This is a genomic window from Paraburkholderia aromaticivorans, from assembly GCF_012689525.1.
GTDB classification, from domain to species: Bacteria; Pseudomonadota; Gammaproteobacteria; order Burkholderiales; family Burkholderiaceae; genus Paraburkholderia; species Paraburkholderia aromaticivorans_A.
The window spans coordinates 1396465-1412132 of the sequence record NZ_CP051515.1 but is presented as its reverse complement, the minus strand read 5'-3'; the positions used below and the strand labels follow the sequence as shown (position 1 = coordinate 1412132).

14 protein-coding genes are annotated in these 15668 nt (G+C 63.1%); 4 read left to right on the top strand and 10 right to left on the bottom strand.

What is annotated here, in order from left to right:
* Positions 1 to 95 precede the first annotated feature (95 nt).
* Positions 96 to 2099 carry a cyclic di-GMP phosphodiesterase gene (gene pdeR, locus HF916_RS18260; protein ID WP_168790266.1) on the top strand — a complete coding sequence of 668 codons (2004 nt, stop codon included), beginning with the start codon at positions 96 to 98 and terminating at the stop codon, positions 2097 to 2099.
* Between the two features lie 52 nt (positions 2100 to 2151).
* Here pdeR and HF916_RS18255 read toward each other — a convergent pair whose 3' ends face one another.
* The 3 genes from HF916_RS18255 to HF916_RS18245 all read right to left on the bottom strand — a co-directional run bounded on the left by HF916_RS18255 (position 2152) and on the right by HF916_RS18245 (position 6083).
* Positions 2152 to 3036 (bottom strand): crotonase/enoyl-CoA hydratase family protein, encoded by an 885-nt coding sequence (locus HF916_RS18255; RefSeq protein WP_168790265.1) that lies wholly within the window; start codon positions 3034 to 3036, stop codon positions 2152 to 2154.
* A gap of 427 nt (positions 3037 to 3463) precedes the next feature.
* Positions 3464 to 4567: a malate/lactate/ureidoglycolate dehydrogenase gene (locus HF916_RS18250; RefSeq protein ID WP_168790264.1), complete on the bottom strand. Its 1104-nt coding sequence runs from the start codon at positions 4565 to 4567 to the stop codon at positions 3464 to 3466.
* A gap of 55 nt (positions 4568 to 4622) precedes the next feature.
* A complete protein-coding gene (locus HF916_RS18245) occupies positions 4623 to 6083 on the bottom strand; it encodes a M20 family metallopeptidase (protein WP_168790263.1) in 1461 nt (486 codons plus the stop codon).
* 223 nt (positions 6084 to 6306) lie between these two features.
* On the opposite strand from HF916_RS18245, the gene HF916_RS18240 reads away from it, so the two are divergent.
* Positions 6307 to 6618 carry a superinfection immunity protein gene (locus tag HF916_RS18240; RefSeq protein ID WP_168790262.1) on the top strand — a complete coding sequence of 104 codons (312 nt, stop codon included), beginning with the start codon at positions 6307 to 6309 and terminating at the stop codon, positions 6616 to 6618.
* 68 nt (positions 6619 to 6686) lie between these two features.
* Here the strand turns inward: HF916_RS18240 and HF916_RS18235 are convergent, their stop codons facing one another.
* The 3 genes from HF916_RS18235 to HF916_RS18225 all read right to left on the bottom strand — a co-directional run bounded on the left by HF916_RS18235 (position 6687) and on the right by HF916_RS18225 (position 9671).
* Positions 6687 to 6959, bottom strand: coding sequence for a YodC family protein (locus HF916_RS18235; protein WP_168790261.1), 273 nt, complete (start codon positions 6957 to 6959; stop codon positions 6687 to 6689).
* Positions 6960 to 7444: 485 nt separating this feature from the next.
* Positions 7445 to 9001, bottom strand: a complete 1557-nt coding sequence (locus tag HF916_RS18230; RefSeq protein ID WP_168790260.1) for an MFS transporter — start codon at positions 8999 to 9001, stop codon at positions 7445 to 7447.
* A 31-nt stretch (positions 9002 to 9032) separates the two neighbouring features.
* A complete protein-coding gene (locus HF916_RS18225) occupies positions 9033 to 9671 on the bottom strand; it encodes a TetR/AcrR family transcriptional regulator (protein ID WP_168790259.1) in 639 nt (212 codons plus the stop codon).
* A gap of 189 nt (positions 9672 to 9860) precedes the next feature.
* On the opposite strand from HF916_RS18225, the gene HF916_RS18220 reads away from it, so the two are divergent.
* The gene (locus HF916_RS18220; protein ID WP_168790258.1) at positions 9861 to 10973 is read left to right on the top strand and encodes a patatin-like phospholipase family protein; all 1113 of its coding nucleotides are present in this window, start codon (positions 9861 to 9863) and stop codon (positions 10971 to 10973) included.
* A gap of 200 nt (positions 10974 to 11173) precedes the next feature.
* Here HF916_RS18220 and HF916_RS18215 read toward each other — a convergent pair whose 3' ends face one another.
* Positions 11174 to 11599 (bottom strand): OsmC family protein, encoded by a 426-nt coding sequence (locus HF916_RS18215; RefSeq protein WP_168790257.1) that lies wholly within the window; start codon positions 11597 to 11599, stop codon positions 11174 to 11176.
* Between the two features lie 349 nt (positions 11600 to 11948).
* Here HF916_RS18215 and HF916_RS18210 point away from each other — a divergent pair, with 349 nt between their 5' ends.
* On the top strand, positions 11949 to 12257 hold the full coding sequence (locus HF916_RS18210) for a DUF4148 domain-containing protein (RefSeq protein WP_168790256.1): 309 nt from the start codon (positions 11949 to 11951) through the stop codon (positions 12255 to 12257).
* Between the two features lie 280 nt (positions 12258 to 12537).
* Here the strand turns inward: HF916_RS18210 and HF916_RS18205 are convergent, their stop codons facing one another.
* From HF916_RS18205 to HF916_RS18195, 3 genes are read right to left on the bottom strand one after another with little or no spacing between them, the layout of a single operon-like run.
* Positions 12538 to 13092, bottom strand: coding sequence for a carboxymuconolactone decarboxylase family protein (locus HF916_RS18205; RefSeq protein WP_168790255.1), 555 nt, complete (start codon positions 13090 to 13092; stop codon positions 12538 to 12540).
* A 32-nt stretch (positions 13093 to 13124) separates the two neighbouring features.
* Entirely contained in the window at positions 13125 to 14453 is a 1329-nt protein-coding gene (locus HF916_RS18200) for an aspartate aminotransferase family protein (RefSeq protein ID WP_168790254.1), read from the bottom strand.
* Between the two features lie 32 nt (positions 14454 to 14485).
* Positions 14486 to 15547, bottom strand: a complete 1062-nt coding sequence (locus tag HF916_RS18195; RefSeq protein WP_168790253.1) for a C45 family autoproteolytic acyltransferase/hydolase — start codon at positions 15545 to 15547, stop codon at positions 14486 to 14488.
* Positions 15548 to 15668: the final 121 nt, after the last annotated feature.

The window sequence follows — 15668 nt, the reverse complement described above, 5'->3', positions numbered from 1 at the left end:
GCTTCGCTACAATGGGGACAGTCTTAAGTATGATGAAGACTGTTTGCCGACTCCGCCTTCAAGGCGGCCACCGGCACACACCGCCCGGGGATCTCATGAACGACGACCAACACGAGCAGGTGCTATATGCCCAGTTCGGCACAAGCAGCCCATGCTGGCGTCTGTCGAACGACAGCAACGCGCTTGAACTCACGCCCGTAACTGGCGACGTGCCGGCCAATGTCGCCATTCCGCTGAATCCTCAGCAGGCTTCGCAAATTCGCTGCCTCACTGGCGTCACCTCGCATCTTGTCCTCGACGTGCGGCTGTTCGGCGAACCGTTGCGTTTGCATCTCGTCGGTAAAAAGCTCAGCAGCAACAGCTGGGCCGGCACCGCCTCGGCCTATGACGACACCGAATCCGTCGCTCGCGATCTGGTCCACGGCCTCTCGTTCGCCGAACAGGTCGTGTCCGAAGTGAATTCGGTCGTCGTGATCGTCGACCGGCATGGTCGAATACAGCGCTTCAACCGTCTTGCCGAAGAACTCACGGGCGTCAAGGAAGAGAACATCGTTGGCCGCAACGTGTGGGCGTTGTTCATGTCCACCGAAGACGGCGCGGCCTCCAGCCAGAACATTGCGGGCTTCTTCAATCGCGGCGTGTCGTACGAGGTCGAGCGGCGCGTCAAGACAGTGCATGGCGAACGGCTGTTTCTGTTCCGCAATAAGTTCGTCCAGAGCGGCAGCGGCATCGACGAACAATTCCTGATCTGCTCGGGCACCGACATCACCGAGGAACGGCTCGCGCAGGAACGCCTCACCGAACTGGCGAACACCGACTCGCTGACCGGCCTCGCGAACCGCAACGCGATCCAGGACAAAATCCGCACCGCCATCGAAGACGCCGCCCCCGGCGAAGCAGTCGGCGTGCTGTTCCTCGATCTCGACAACTTCAAGAAGGTCAACGACCACTACGGCCACGTCTTCGGCGACCGCCTGATCCGCGACGTGTCGGCGGCCATCAGCGAGTGCCTGAACGAAGGCGATACGCTCGCGCGCCTCGGTGGCGACGAATTCATCGTGCTCGCCGGCAAGGGCATGGCGCACGAACTCGAAGCCACCGCGCAGCGCATTCTCGAACGCATGCGCACGCCGTTCGCCCTCGGGCTCGTGGAGGTCTACACGGGCTGCTCGATCGGCATCGCGCTGTATCCGGAACACGGCGACAGCCTCGAATCGCTGATCCGTTCGGCCGACACGGCCATGTACGTCGCCAAAGACGAAGGCAAACGCACGCACCGCGTGTTCTCGCCGGAAATGAACCGCCGCGTCGCCGAGTACATGTGGCTCGACACCAACCTGCGGCGCGGCCTCGAAGAAGGCCAGCTGACGCTGCACTACCAGCCGAAACTGTCGCTCGCCACCGGTGTGGTGCAGGGCGTCGAAGCGCTGGTGCGCTGGAATTCGCCGGAACGCGGGCAGATCATGCCCACCGAGTTCATCCGTTACGCGGAAGAGTCCGGGCTGATCGGCGTGCTGGGCCGCTGGGTCATGGAAACGGCCGCGAAACAGGCCGCCAAATGGAAGGCGGACGGCTACAACCTGCGCATCGCGATCAATGTGTCGGCGCGGCAACTGGTCGATACGGCCGTGGTCCGCCATTTCAGCGAGGCGCTGCAGAACGCCAAGCTCGACCCGTGCCTGATCGATCTCGAACTGACCGAGAGCTGCCTGATTGAAGACGAAACGGCCGCGATCGATCTGATCAAGCAGTTCCGCCAGCTCGGCGCGCAGGTTCATCTGGACGATTTCGGCACGGGTTATTCGTCGCTCTCGCAGCTCGGCCGGATTCCGCTCGATGTCATCAAGCTCGACCGCAGCTTCGTGCGCTCGATCAACGCCGACAAAAAAGCGCAGGCACTGGTGCGCTCCATGGTGGCCGTCGCGCAAGAGTTGAATTTCAAGGTGGTCGCCGAAGGGATTGAGACCGAGTCGGAAGAAGTGTTCATGAAGGGCTTGGGCGTGGATTACGTGCAGGGCTTCCTGTACGGCCAGGCCATGCCGGCGGCTGAATTCGAGCGCTGGTTGCAGGCTAGACAGAAGCTCAGGCTGATTGCCTGAGCTTCCGGCGCCGCCCCCCCTTGCGGCTTATTGTGGTCGACCCCCGGTCAGTTCAGGCGAAGTTGGCAGCGCTCGCCGTCTGACGCAGGTTCGAGGTACGACGGTTCTGCAGCATCACCAGCCGCTCCATGAAGGCGAGATCCTTCTCCTCGATCGTGAAGGCGGCGTCGACCCAATCCTCGGTGATTTCCATCAGCTCGGCGCGCGAGAGTTGCAGCACGCGCTGACGCGCCCGCAGCATCGCCCGGATGCCGTTCATTTTCGGCTTGAGCGTGTCGATGAAAGTACGGGTCGCCATATAGGCTTCGCCGGGTTCGAACAACTGATCGACCAGACCCTTGCCGTAGTGCCATTCGGCCGTATGCGATTCGCCGACGCCGATCAGCTCCTCCGCGAGCCGCATGCCGGCCTTGCGCGCCACCAGTGAATAACCGCCCATGCCCGGGAACAGATTGAACGCGATCTCGGGGAAGCCCATCCGTGCGTCGGTCTGCGCAAGCAGGAAGTGATGCGCCAGCGCGGCCTCGAAGCCCCCACCAAGTGCCGTGCCCTCCACCATCGCGATCGAAATCGCCCCCGTGTCGAATCCCCGCGACGCCGCGTGCACGCAATCCACACAGGCCCGCGCATAGGACATCAGCGCCTGACGCTTGCCAGCGCGGATCGCATCCGCGAAGAAATCCAGATCGCCGCCGACGTTGTACATGGTCGGAATCAACGAACCGGTGACCCAGAAATCGATCGGCAATCCCGACTCCCGTGCTGCCTGCGCGAGTTCCAGGATGTCATGGACCAGATCGAGATTGAAACAGGGACGCGGCTGCGCCCGCAACATCATCCACATGACGTTGCGGCCTTCTTCGTAGTAAGCCGAAATTTGCGAAAGATTGCCGGCTTCGAGGAACGGACGGCAGGCGTGATGGTTATGCAGATTCATTTTGATCGGTCCTTTTAAGGTTAAACACTGGTATTGCAATGCGAGCCTAAAGCAGACCGGAATCGGATGGGAGCGGGGTAACCAACAGATGAATGCAAGCCGCGTTCAAAAGCCCGCCAGCAGGCGTTCTGCGGGAAAGAGAACGCTCGGCGGCATGTCGCATCGACGCAAACGCTTGCGCACCGAAGATGAGCGAAATTGACCCACAAATAGGCGCGCGACGGGAATCAATTTGCGCACGGCCGAGGATTGAATTTCTTGCCGGACTGGCAAGAGAGAGAAATAGTCTTCGATTAGAAAATGCAATCGAAAATGATGAGCGGCGAATGATTCTTTCTGTGACGGGTGGGCTAACAGACGGTGTATCCGCTTCGCACGATCAATACGCGGGCGACCCATCGCGCCCGCGGCTTTGCATCAGAGTCGTTTATTGCAGACGCGCGGACCAGCGGCCGGCTTCTTCCGCGCTCATTCCGACGGCGAGCGCCGCGGCGAGAATCTGCGCCCACGTGGCCGCATCCACGGGAATACCCTCGGCCTCGCGCTGCGCGCGCGTCACGCGTTCGGGTTCGCCGGGCTCATAGATACGGTCGGCGGACGCCGCGAGCGGCGAGGCCTTCACCCAGTCGATGAACGCGTCGGCTTCGGCTTGCGCATCGGGAGCGTCGAACGCGGCCGGATCGACGATCACCGACAGCATGCAGTTGATGATCGCGTTAGTCGTGCCGAGCGTGGTCGAGTGCGTGGTAAAGCCGCCCGACAGCGCGCCGCCGAAGATCTCGCACATGGCCGCGAGCCCGAAGCCCTTATGTCCGCCAAACGGCGTCAGCGAACCGAACGGCGCTTCGTGCATGACCTTGGGTTCGAGCGTGGCGCGGCCCTCGTGATCGATCAGCGCGCCCGGCTGCACCTGCTTGCCCTGGTTATAGGCGACGCGCGTCTTGCCATACGCCACCGTGCTGGTCGCGAAGTCGAGCACGAGCGGCGGCTTGCCGGGCCGCGGATACGCGGCGCAAAACGGATTCGTGCCGATGCGCCGGTCCGCGCCGCCGAACGGCGCGACGAGCGGATCGCCCGCCACGTTGACGAAGTGGAACGACACGAGACCCGCACGCGCGCACTGTTCGGCCCAATGACCGATGCGCCCGATGTGATGCGCGCCACGCAAGCCGACCGCGCAGATGCCGAGGCGTTTGGCGCGCCCGATGCCCTGCTCCATGGCCTCGAACGCCACCACCTGGCCAAAGCCTCTGCCGCCTTCGACAGTCAGCACGGCGCCCACGTCTTTCACCACGTCGGCGTGCAGGTTCAGTTGAAGCTCGCCGTCGGCGAGCGACGCCACATAGCGCGGAATCATCCCCACGCCATGCGAATCGTGCCCCGTCAGATTCGCCCCCACCAGATGATCGGCGACCAGTTCCGCTTCGCGTGGCGTGCTACCCGCCTGCTCCCAGATCGCCCTCACATAGGCATGCAATTGATCGGCCGGAATCCGGGGCGTGACGGGTTGAGCGGTCGAGTTATCGGTCATTCACAAGGTCGGCGGACGTGACGGGTTCAGGGCAAACGACAGTTGAAGGAAACGCTCAAGGCGCGGCGGCGATCACCTCGGCAACCGCGGCCGTGAGCTTCTTGCCGTACGGCACGTGCAGGAACTCGTTCGGCCCGTGCGCATTCGACTTCGGTCCGAGCACGCCGCACACCATGAACTGCGATTTCGGGAAGCCTGCCTTCAGTACGTTCATCAGCGGGATGGTGCCGCCCTGCCCCATATAGGCGACGTCGGCGCCGTAGTGCTGGCGCGACGCGTCGTTGAGCGCGGTGGCGAGCCACGGGGCGAGATCGGGCGCGCTCCAGCCGCTCGCCGCGCCCGCGTCCGGCTTGAACGTCACGCGGGCGTTGTACGGCGGATCGACTTCGAGCAGCGCCTTCAGTTCGGCGACGGCCTTCTCCGCCTCGATCATCGGCGGCAGACGCAGCGACAGCTTGAACGCCGTGCGCGGACGCAGCACGTTGCCGGCATCGGCCAACGCGGGCAAGCCGGCCGCACCGGTCACCGATAGCGACGGACGCCACGTCGAATTCAGCAAGGCCTCTTGCGGATCGGTCGTGGTGGGCAGCACCTGGCGGCCGTCCTGGCCGCACGCCCACGGCAGCTTTTTCCAGACGTCGTCGCCGAGAATTTGCGCGGTGGCTTCCGCTTCCCGCAGACGGTCTGCGGGGATCTCGACATGGAAACCCTTCGGCAGCAGCGTGCCGTTGGCGGAGTCTTCGAGACGGTCGAACAGTTGCCGCATGATGCGGAAGCTCGACGGCGCGATGCCGCCATAACCGCCCGAGTGAATGCCTTCGTCGAGCACCTGCACTTCGAGGTCGCCGGCGACCAGGCCGCGCAACGACGTGGTGAGCCACAGCTGATCGTAGTTGCCCGCGCCCGAATCCAGGCACACGACCAGACCGACCTTGCCGAGCCGCTCGCGCAGCGCGTCGACATAAGGCAGCAGATCGTAGCTGCCCGACTCCTCGCAGGTTTCGATCAGACCGACGCAACGCGGACGCTCGACGCCTTGCGCATCCAACGCGGCGAGCGCGGTGATGCTTGCGTAGATCGCATAGCCGTCGTCGGCGCCGCCGCGGCCGTAGAGCTTGTCGTTCTCGAGCTTGGGCGTCCACGGTCCGAGGTCGTTGCGCCAGCCGTCGAACTCGGGCTGCTTGTCGAGGTGGCCGTACAGCACGATGGTTTCCTCGCTGCCCGAACGCGTCGCCGCCGACTCGAAGAAGATCACCGGCGTGCGGCCCGGCAAGCGGATGATTTCAAGTTTCAGGCCGCGCACGGGCTGCTGTTCGGCCCATTGCGCCGCGTCGGTGATCACGCGCTCCAGATAGCCGTGCTTGACCCACTCGGGATCGAACGCCGGACTCTTGGCCGGCACCGCGATGTAGTCCGTCAGCGCGGGCACGATCTCGTCGTTCCACTTGCGGTCCACGAATTCGCGTAGCGTCTCGGGGTTGATGCGTTGAGTCTGCTGGGTATCGTCGGAGATCATGATGGCGGTCCGTGGGGATATGTTCTGTCGAAACGATCATGATAGTCCCGATGCGGGATTGGCTGAACCCCTCGCAGTGCATCGGACTCGCTGAACGACCGGGGGCGAACTGCCCGTGGCAGCCTTCTCACGCGCGTCGCAACGCCTTTGCGACGCGCTTACGCAAACAAAACAATCGCGCGACAATCGCGGCATAGATCGCCTATTGGGAGGGAGCCGCTTCATGGGGGGCAACGTCGTCGTGCAGGCCATCGCCGCGGTGCTGGCGCTGGCGCTCTATTTTTTGCCGGCCGTACTGGCGGACCGGCGCAAGCGTCATGACGTGCTGACGCTGGCGCTCTTCAACGCCTGTCTCGGCTGGACCGTGTTCGGCTGGCTGCTCGCGCTCTACTGGTCGTTGCAACCGAACCCGCCAAAGAACATCGCGGGCGAGGTCGTGGAGACGCGCAAGCTCGTGAGGATGCGAGCGTTTTCGTCCGCGCTGCTGGTGCGCGTGCAACGACGCACAAGCGCGCGGGATCGCTCGGACAAGTAAATCAGGCGTGGTGTGGCGAGGCGGAAAACTGACTGGCCGGCCGAAGCACCGGCCGACCACGCGGGCTATTAGGCCGCGCGGCTCATGCGGTTCCACAGCACGGAACCGGCGGGAATCGAGCGCGGTTCGACGCGTACGCTGGTGGGTGAAAACATCTCGCGGCGCAGTTCGCCGTGTTCATCGAACCATTCGCAAATCAGCCAGTCGCCGGGATTGAGCGCCACGGGGCCTGCGTAGGTTACCGTCATGCGCGAGCCCCCTTCCTTCAGCGTGACGACGTCGCCGGTATTGAACTGGGCGGTGAGCGGTGTCTGGAATGCGTCAATGGTAGCGGTCAGCATATTCATCCCCCTACGGAACCGTTGAACGGTATTTAAGTCATTGCGCCGGCTTTTTCGACTTTAGACCTGCTGAAGGAAAGCTCTAAAAGGTTTGGCAAGATTAACAATCGAAATTAATGGCTGCAAGTGCTTTTTATTGATACCGTTTTCATCGGCAGTGGAATGGCTTCCACTGCCGGCTGTGGAAGGGGAAAAATCGGGAAAACCCTTCAATGCACTGTCAGGCCGCCCCTTCATGCCGCACTGCACGATCGCGAGACTGACTGCGGAATGCCGGCGCCACGCGTAGAAAATGCGAATGCGGTTTCGTCATATCTAATGCGTCAGCAGACAGCTATTCAGGGTTTATTCTGATGCGCCACAGCAGAATTACCTGTGAATAACGAACTCACCGGTAAATGTTGAATGCTTATAATCGGCCGCGTTTAAAAAACCGCCTAATAATTTCCGGCAACTTTGTTGAAACGATTGCCGCCGCCGGATTTTCAAACCGGCTGCGCCGGGCGGCGCAGCGCGAGTTGCTGGTGCCGCACGAGCAGCACGCTCAAGCCGATGCACACGAACATCAGCAGCGCGTTGATCGCGAGGCTGATCTGGAACGCGTGCGCGTAGTCGCCCGGTGCCGCGCGGCCGCCGATCGCGCCGAAGAACGCACCGCTGATGGCTGCCGTGCCGAACGCCGAGCCGATCTGCAGCGTCGACGACACCACGCCCGAAGCAAGCCCGGCCTTCTCCGGTACGACCTCCAGCAACACGATGCGCATGATCGACGGCAGCAGCAGGCCATGACCGACGCCTGCGCACACCAGCCCGCAATAGAACAGCAGATCCGGCGTGGCCGACTGGGTGGCGGACCAGCCCGTGACCGTAAAGCCGACTGTCATCATCGAAAAACCGAGCGTGAGCACATGGCCGCCGATGCGCTTGACCACCGCCGGCGAGGTCAGCGGCCCGACGACGAAACCGATCGCGAACGGCATGATCGCCATGCCCGAGGCGAGCGGCGTCCAGTGCAAACCGGTTTGCAGGAAGATCCCGTAGGTCAGGAAAAACGCGCTATTGCAGTAGAACAGGAACGCGAGCACGAGACCCAGCGCGAAGGCCCGGTTGCGGAACAATTGCAGGTCCACCAGCGGATGGCCGCCGCCGCGCTCGACGCGCTGCTCGGTCATCACGAAGAGCGCGAACGCCGGCACGGCAAGCGCGAACATCACGAAGGTCCACGCCGGCCAGCCGGCTTCGCGGCCGTGCGTCATCGGGTAGATGACCAGCAGCTGCACGGCGGACAGCAGCGCCACGCCCTTCACGTCGATGCCGGTGCGGGCGGCCGGCTGATTCTCCGGTACGAACTTCCACGTGCCGATAAACGCCGCAATGCCAATCGGAATGTTGATCAGGAAAATGATGCGCCAGTCGAGCCCGAACGGGTGATACGTGATCAGCGCGCCGCCGCCCAACTGGCCGACGATCGACGACAAGCCGAACACGAAGCCATACAGGCTCATCACCTTGGTCTGCTGATGCAGCGGCACGACCGCGCGAATCGTCGCGAGCACTTGCGGCGCCATGACGGCGGCGGCGATGCCCTGCACGATCCGCGAGATCACCAGCATGTGCCCGCTGGTCGCGAAGCCGCACAGCGCCGAGGCGACCACGAACGCCGCCATGCCCGTCATGAACATGCGGCGGCGGCCGAACAGATCGCCGAGCCGCCCGCCCGTGATCAACAGCACCGCGTACGCCGACGCATAGGCGGAGACGACGAGTTGCAATTGCGCGTCGGTGGCGTTCAGGCCGGTGTGAATCGAGGGCAGCGCGAGATTGACGATGAAGTAGTCGAGCGGCGCGAGGAAGGCGCCGACGAATAGCACCGCCAGCGCAAGCCCTTGCCGTTCGAAGCGCGGCTGGGACTTGTCGATCGATGTTGCCGCGTCCGTTGCCAGGCTCGCGGCCGCGGGGCCAGGACAGGTCACCGCTGAGGCTGCGGCGCCTTGGGGTCCAACGAATGCCGCCGGAGCGGACTTGATCGCTTCACTGTTCATGACTGATCGTTCAAAAATTCCGCAAAAAAATTTAGACGAGCGCGCGCAAGGCGACGTCCACGATTCCGGTCAGCGCGTCTTCGTTATGGGCGACCCGCCCCAGTACGCGCAGACCTTGCATGACACAGAGCAGAAAATCGCCGACGGCTTTTTCGTCGAGCGTGGAGTTGAAGGCGCCGCTCGCCTGACCACGTATCACCGACGCCGCCAGCAGCGTGGCCATGCGGCGCTGAATCGCGGCAACGCGGGAGCGCAGTTCTTCGTCGCCCGGCTGCATCTCCAGCGTGGTGTTGGTGATGAGACAACTGCGTTCGCCGGTCAGCGCGCACGCGACCCGCGCGTAATGCAGCAAAGCGTTGCGCAGCGCCTCTTCCGGCGGCACCGGGGCGTTCAGCCGCTCGGCGAGCCGCGCGACCGAACCTTCCGCGTAGTGATCCAGCGCGGCCAGCATGATGCCGTGCTTGTCGCCGAACACGCCGTAGAGACTACCGCGCAACAGGCCGGTGGCTTTGCACAGGTCGTCGATCGACGTGGCGTGGTAGCCGTGGTTCCAGAACACCTGGCTCGCGCTTGCCAATACCGTGTCCGTGTCGAACTCGCGCGGCCGGCCCCGAGAGCAGACCTCGCCGGCTTTCTTCGCGGATTGTTTCGAATCGCCTGATTGCTTCATGCAGCTGATATTATGACTAAGCGTTCAACAAAGCAAGACAAGTTTCCGTAAGGGCGGCGCGAAGGCACGTCCAGAAAGCGGCATGGCACAAATTCGTGCGGTGCAGTACAACGGTTAAAACCGCGTCGGCACTTTCGTTTTCCCCTATGAGTTCGACGACTGCTGAGCGACCGCACAACGGAGGTCAGGATGGCAACGAAAAAAGACATTCCCACGATCGGTCTCGCCCTCCAGGGCGGTGGCGCGCACGCGGCGTTCACGTGGGGCGTGCTCGACCGCCTGCTCGACGAAGTCGAGCGCGGCACACTGTCGATTCTCGCGATCAGCGGCGCGAGCGGCGGAGCGCTCAACGCCGCGGCCTGCACCTACGGGCTGAGCCGAAGTCCGACCGATGCCAAACGGGCACTCGAACAACTATGGACGCTGGTCGGCGCCGCGTCGAAATGGCAGCCGTTCTACAACTTCCCCACGAGCCTTCTGAAGTCTCCCGAGCGCTGGAATGTGGATCTCAATCCGGTGGTGCTCGCCCAAAGCATGCTGGAGCCGTTAAGCTCTCCGTATGCAATGCCGTGGCTGACCAATTCCATCGGCTCCATCATGGAAACGGTGATTCCGGATTTCGGGGTCGTCAATCACCCGAAAGACGGCGTGCCCCAACTCTACGTGGCCGCGACCAACGTCAACCTGACCGCGTTGCGTATCTTCGGTCCAGGCGAAATTTCGGCGAAGGCGCTGATGGCCTCCGCATGCTTTCCCACGCTCTTCGAGGCGGTGAAAATCGATGGCGAGTTCTATTGGGACGGCGGCTACATGGCCAATCCGGCGCTCGCGCCGCTCGTCGAGTGGGCTGATGACATTCTGAGCGTTCTCATCGATCCGCTCTGTACGAAGCATGGGCCGCCTGAACGCCCCAGCGAGATCAACAACCGGATCAACGAAGTCAGCTTCGGCGCGTCGTGGGTCACGGAGGTCCGTCAGATCCAGTTGATCAACGAACTCGCTTCTGAAAACCCTGGCCTCGTCCACCACGGAAAACCGTACACGCCCAAGCGCTTTCACGTGATTCGCGCCGACCGCTTCATGGACGAGATCGGCGCCGCATCGAAGAACACGCCCTCCATCGAATTTTTCCGCGCCTTGCGCCAGGCGGGCCATGCCGCGGCCGACACATGGGTGCGCGATTGCCTGCCGAGCGTCGGCAAGACTTCCACTTTCGATCTCGACAAGCTCGTGAAGAGCCGGGTCAAAGGAACGCCCGCCGCCATGCACACCGTTCAGCAGGCCGAGGGGAAAACGCTTTGATGCGCCTTATATGATCGAGCCGGATGAAGTCGGCTCGTCTTCGCGCCGGGCCGGTTTCGTAGCGCTGCGAGAAGGCGAAGGTGCGACGTCACCGGCGTCTCCAAGGCCAGCAAACAAAAGCCAGCAAACAAAAAACCGGCGCCGAGCTTGACCCGTGCGCCGGCTTTATCGCTTGTGAATCACCAAGGAAAGTCGCGAACTCAGGTTTCGAGCTTCGCGTCCAATGTAATCGTGGCGTTCAACACTTTCGACACCGGGCAACCGGCCTTGGCGTCGGCGGTCGCCTTGTCGAAGGCGGCTTGGTCGCCACCGGGGATTTTCACGGCCACGTCGAGATGCACCGCGGTGATCGAGAAACCACCGCCGTCCTTGTCGAGCGTGACGGTGGCCGTCGTGCCGATGCGTTCGGGCGTAATGCCGGCCTTGCCCAATTCCGCCGATAACGCCATCGAGAAACACCCCGCATGCGCAGCCGCAATCAGCTCTTCCGGGTTCGTGCCGATGCCGTCCGCGAAGCGTGTCGAAAACGAGTATTGGGTCTCCTTGAGGACGCCGCTGTCGGTGGAAATCGAGCCCTTGCCGTCTTGCAGGCCGCCTTGCCAGACTGCTGATGCCTTGCGCTTCATCGCTCTCTCCTGTTTTTGCCTGCTGCGCGCGCTGCGCGACCGAATCTGATGCCCGCCGCAACGGTCCCGCCCGGATGGTTTGCGGTTTCGGCATCGGTCGCGAGTGTCGCGCGGCGTCGCCGGCGCGGGCGTGGACCGAACTTCATCATAGGCGCTTCCGTGTGCCAGCGTCGTGACGATGCCGGCAATCGACCAAACAGAAGCCGCCTCAGAAACTATTTCAATAACAGTAATAATCTTTACTCCGAAAGCGGCTTTTTCACCGACCTCGGAAGAAATAGACTGGCTTCAACGGGTCGGGACACAGCAGTCAACCGATCTGACCAACAATCGAATACTGGAGGTCATCATGAAATCGCTTATTTCCGCAGTCGTTATTGCATCGGCGCTCATCGTCCCGGCTGTTTCGTTCGCCCAGCAGGCGAATGGTCCGGTGACCCGCGCTCAAGTGCGCGCTGAACTGGTTGCCGCGCAAAAAGCGGGCCTCCTGAATCAGAACGACACCGACTATCCGAAGACCGTGCCGCAAAGCGCAACGACAGTGGCCGCCGTGGCGCAGGGTTCGCAGGACATCGGCGGCGTCAAGGCGGTTTCGTCGGATGCCGGCGCGCGAGACGCAGTGCAGCAAGGCCTGTTCTCGACGTATCGCGGTCAATAAGCCGGTAAGCCGCGCGGTTCGCGGCGCGGCTCTTGCCGGTGCAGGCAGTGCATGGAAGGTGAAGGTGTAGTCGCAGGAAAAAGCGCCCCGGTTGCGAAGTTCGCAAATCGGGCGCTTTGTCTTGTGCGGCGGAAAAGTTGGGCGAATGCGTTGTAAAAGAGGCTGCGTTCGATGCCGAACCCGGCCGCGTCTCGATGCTGATCGCGCCGAAGCCGGCCGCGCTAAAGTTGGCTCTCGCAGCGCCCGCGCAATTGCACAACGGCGCCGCCATGCTGCCCGCCTATTCAGCGAACGGCAAGCTCTCCTGCCCGACCGCGCGCATGCCGAACACGTTCAGCGTCATGGCCACCAACGCGTAATAGCCGAGCAGGCCCACCAGATTGATGACCACCTGATGTCCGAAGCGTTCGACCGCCTTCGCATAGATCGCGTCCGAAACGCGCTTCGTGTCGTACAACTCGCTCGCGAAGTCGTGGATCAACGCGTCGTCGGCGTCCGCGAAATCCGGGCGCTTTCCCACGCGAATCGTCTCGGCATCCGCTTCGGACACGCCGGCTTGCAGCGCGATCGGATAATGGATGTACCACTCCGCCTGCGCCTGCCAGCGCGCCGCGGTCACCAGAATCGCAAGTTCCGACAGGCGCAGCGGTAAACCCGTCCGATAGCGGCAAAACGCGCCCAGACGCTGCGCCTGCTGGGCCAGTTCCGGACTATGAATCCAGCCGAGAAACGGCCCGTTCAGATTGCCGCGCGGGCCGGACAGAATTTCGTCGAGCACTGCTTTCTGTACCGGCGTGGCGGCGGACGGGTCGAAGTGAGGCAAACGCTCGGTCATGATCGCTCTCGTGATTAGTGGTGTCGGAATGCTCAAACGGCGGCGAGCGCGCCGCTGACCGCATCAGTGAACCGGCTGACAATCTCGTCGATGTCGCGCTCGGTGCAGATGAACGGCGGTGCCAGCAGCACATGATCGCCGATCTGGCCGTCGACGGTGCCGCCCATCGGATACACCATCAAACCACGCGCGAACGCCTCGCGCCGGATCGCTGCATGCAGCTTGAGCCGGGCGTCGAACGGTGTTTTGCTCGCGCGGTCCTTGACCAGTTCGACGCCGACGAACAGCCCCCGGCCGCGCACGTCGCCGATGTGCGGATGCTGCGCATAGTGTTCGCGCAACCGGCCACGCAACTGTTCGCCGCGCGCCAGCACGTTGGGCAGCAGCTTGTCTTCCGCGATCACGCGTTGCACCTCGAGCGCCGCGGCGCAAGCGGTGGCATGGCCGATATAGGTATGGCCATGCTGAAAGAACCCCGAGCCGCCGACGATCGCCTGATAGATCCGGTCGCTCACGAGCGTCGCGCCAATCGGCTGATAGCCCGCGCCGAGCCCTTTGGCGATGGTCAGGATATCCGGCGCCACGCCGTCTTCCTCGCAGGCGTACAGGTAGCCGGTGCGGCCCATGCCCGACATGATCTCGTCGAGAATCAGCAGCACGCCGTAGCGATCGCATACCGCGCGAATCTTGCGGAAATACTCGCGCACCGGCGGCACCGCGCCGGCCGTCGCGCCGACCACCGTTTCCGCGACGAAGGCGGCGACCGTGTCCGCGCCGAGTTCGAGAATCTTCTGCTCGAGTTCGTCGGCGAGACGCTGCGCGAAGGCCTCTTCGGTTTCGTCGGCACGCTGCTCGCGATACGCGTAACACGGACTCACGTGATGCGCTTCGATCAGGATCGGCAGGAACGGTTCGCGACGCCACGCGTTGCCGCCGATCGCCAGCGCGCCCAGCGTGTTGCCGTGATAGCTCTGCCGACGCGCGATGAAATGGCGGCGCTGCGGTTCGCCCTTCTCCACGAAATACTGGCGCGCGAGTTTCAGCGCCGCCTCGATCGCCTCGGAACCGCCCGACACGAAATAAACATGGTCGAGCCCTTGCGGCGCGCTCGCCACCAGACGGTCGGCGAGTTCTTCGGCGGGCGCGGTGGTGAAGAACGACGTGTGCGCGTATGGCAACTGCTGCGATTGCCGTTTGATCGCGTCGATCACGCGCTGGTTGCTGTGACCGAGACACGAGACGGCGGCGCCGCCGGACGCGTCGATATAGCGCTTGCCGGTGGAATCGATGATCTCGATGCCATCGCCCGCGACGGCGACCGGCAGCGACTGTTTAGGCGTTCGATGAAAAACGGTGGACATGGTGTTCGGTTTCCTGTGGTGGCAGCAAGCGCTTAAGCGCCGCCTCGTTCAGATGCCGTGCGGGCGATGAAGGTGTCGAATGCGCACTGCCCCTGCCGGTAAACTTTCATCGACACACCGGCGTTGCCAATGTCGAAGAGCGCCGAGGCGAGCGTGTTTTCGTCGTCCGGATCGCGCGGGTCGTCGCGGTAGATCGGCAGGCCCGAGGGCGCGCGATCGTGCAAGACGTCGAGCAAGGCGGCGGGTTGCAACGGGCGCGTGATCGCAGGCAACAAGGTATCCACGCGCAATTGACGGTCTCGCGAAGAATCCGTGACGATTTGCGCTTCGGCCTCGCAGCCTGGATGAATCATGTGGTTCGCGTGGCCGTAGAGGTTCGCCACCGTTTGCACGGAACATCGCTGCGCACTGGCTTCGACGCTGAAGACGCGCGTGTCGCCCGCGCAGCCGAGCGTGTGATGAAAGCCGCTCGCGGCCGGCGTGTCGCGCAAGATCTGCAACGCTTCATCGAGCGAGGCGGCGTCGAGCACGGCCCGCGCGAGGAGCATGCGCGGCACGCCGGCGACGGGTGAGCGAATGCGCAAATTGTTGATCGCCTGCACGACGCCGGCGCGGCTCGCGGCGAAGGTATGTCCCGGCAGCGATCCAGGGTAATAGAAACTCACGAAGCCGGGTTTGCCGGCCGGCTGCACCTCGACCAACGCGCAACGCTCGCGCAGAAACGGGGCGCCGTCTTCGTTATGCGCGATGAAGCGCGTGTCGCCAACGACCGCTGCCAGCGTGGTGCAACCGTCCGGCGCGTTGTGAATCAGTTCGCCGCGGCAGTTCCAGAGAAACACGTCTTCTGCCGCCCAGCCGAGGCCCGCCGCCATGCCGTCGAGCTCGGCGAGCAACGTCGGGAAATGCGCATGCGCCGCATCGCGCAGTGCCTGCACGAACGGAGCACCGCGCCAACGCCGAACCGCCTCCCATGCGTTGCTCTGATTCATGTAGTCGGCGAAAACCGGCCGCGCGAGTTCACCCAGCCGGTAGCCGAGGTCATACGGCTCGCCGCTCACCTGCAAAAGACTCAAACCCTGCTTCGACGTCACCATCACACTCACTCAACAATCGGTACGCATTTATACGTTAAAACAACATTTGTTGTCAAACGACGGAACGCCGATCCAGATAGAGCGGTCCTGCTTTCACGCAAGACCTCTGGCCAGTCAGACA

Coding starts and splice junctions, on each gene's coding strand:
- pdeR (WP_168790266.1), top strand. CDS start 96: ATGAACGACGACCAACACGAGCAGGTGCTATATGCCCAGTTCGGCACA.
- HF916_RS18255 (WP_168790265.1), bottom strand. CDS start 3,036: ATGAATCTGCATAACCATCACGCCTGCCGTCCGTTCCTCGAAGCCGGC.
- HF916_RS18250 (WP_168790264.1), bottom strand. CDS start 4,567: ATGACCGATAACTCGACCGCTCAACCCGTCACGCCCCGGATTCCGGCC.
- HF916_RS18245 (WP_168790263.1), bottom strand. CDS start 6,083: ATGATCTCCGACGATACCCAGCAGACTCAACGCATCAACCCCGAGACG.
- HF916_RS18240 (WP_168790262.1), top strand. CDS start 6,307: ATGGGGGGCAACGTCGTCGTGCAGGCCATCGCCGCGGTGCTGGCGCTG.
- HF916_RS18235 (WP_168790261.1), bottom strand. CDS start 6,959: ATGCTGACCGCTACCATTGACGCATTCCAGACACCGCTCACCGCCCAG.
- HF916_RS18230 (WP_168790260.1), bottom strand. CDS start 9,001: ATGAACAGTGAAGCGATCAAGTCCGCTCCGGCGGCATTCGTTGGACCC.
- HF916_RS18225 (WP_168790259.1), bottom strand. CDS start 9,671: ATGAAGCAATCAGGCGATTCGAAACAATCCGCGAAGAAAGCCGGCGAG.
- HF916_RS18220 (WP_168790258.1), top strand. CDS start 9,861: ATGGCAACGAAAAAAGACATTCCCACGATCGGTCTCGCCCTCCAGGGC.
- HF916_RS18215 (WP_168790257.1), bottom strand. CDS start 11,599: ATGAAGCGCAAGGCATCAGCAGTCTGGCAAGGCGGCCTGCAAGACGGC.
- HF916_RS18210 (WP_168790256.1), top strand. CDS start 11,949: ATGAAATCGCTTATTTCCGCAGTCGTTATTGCATCGGCGCTCATCGTC.
- HF916_RS18205 (WP_168790255.1), bottom strand. CDS start 13,092: ATGACCGAGCGTTTGCCTCACTTCGACCCGTCCGCCGCCACGCCGGTA.
- HF916_RS18200 (WP_168790254.1), bottom strand. CDS start 14,453: ATGTCCACCGTTTTTCATCGAACGCCTAAACAGTCGCTGCCGGTCGCC.
- HF916_RS18195 (WP_168790253.1), bottom strand. CDS start 15,547: ATGGTGACGTCGAAGCAGGGTTTGAGTCTTTTGCAGGTGAGCGGCGAG.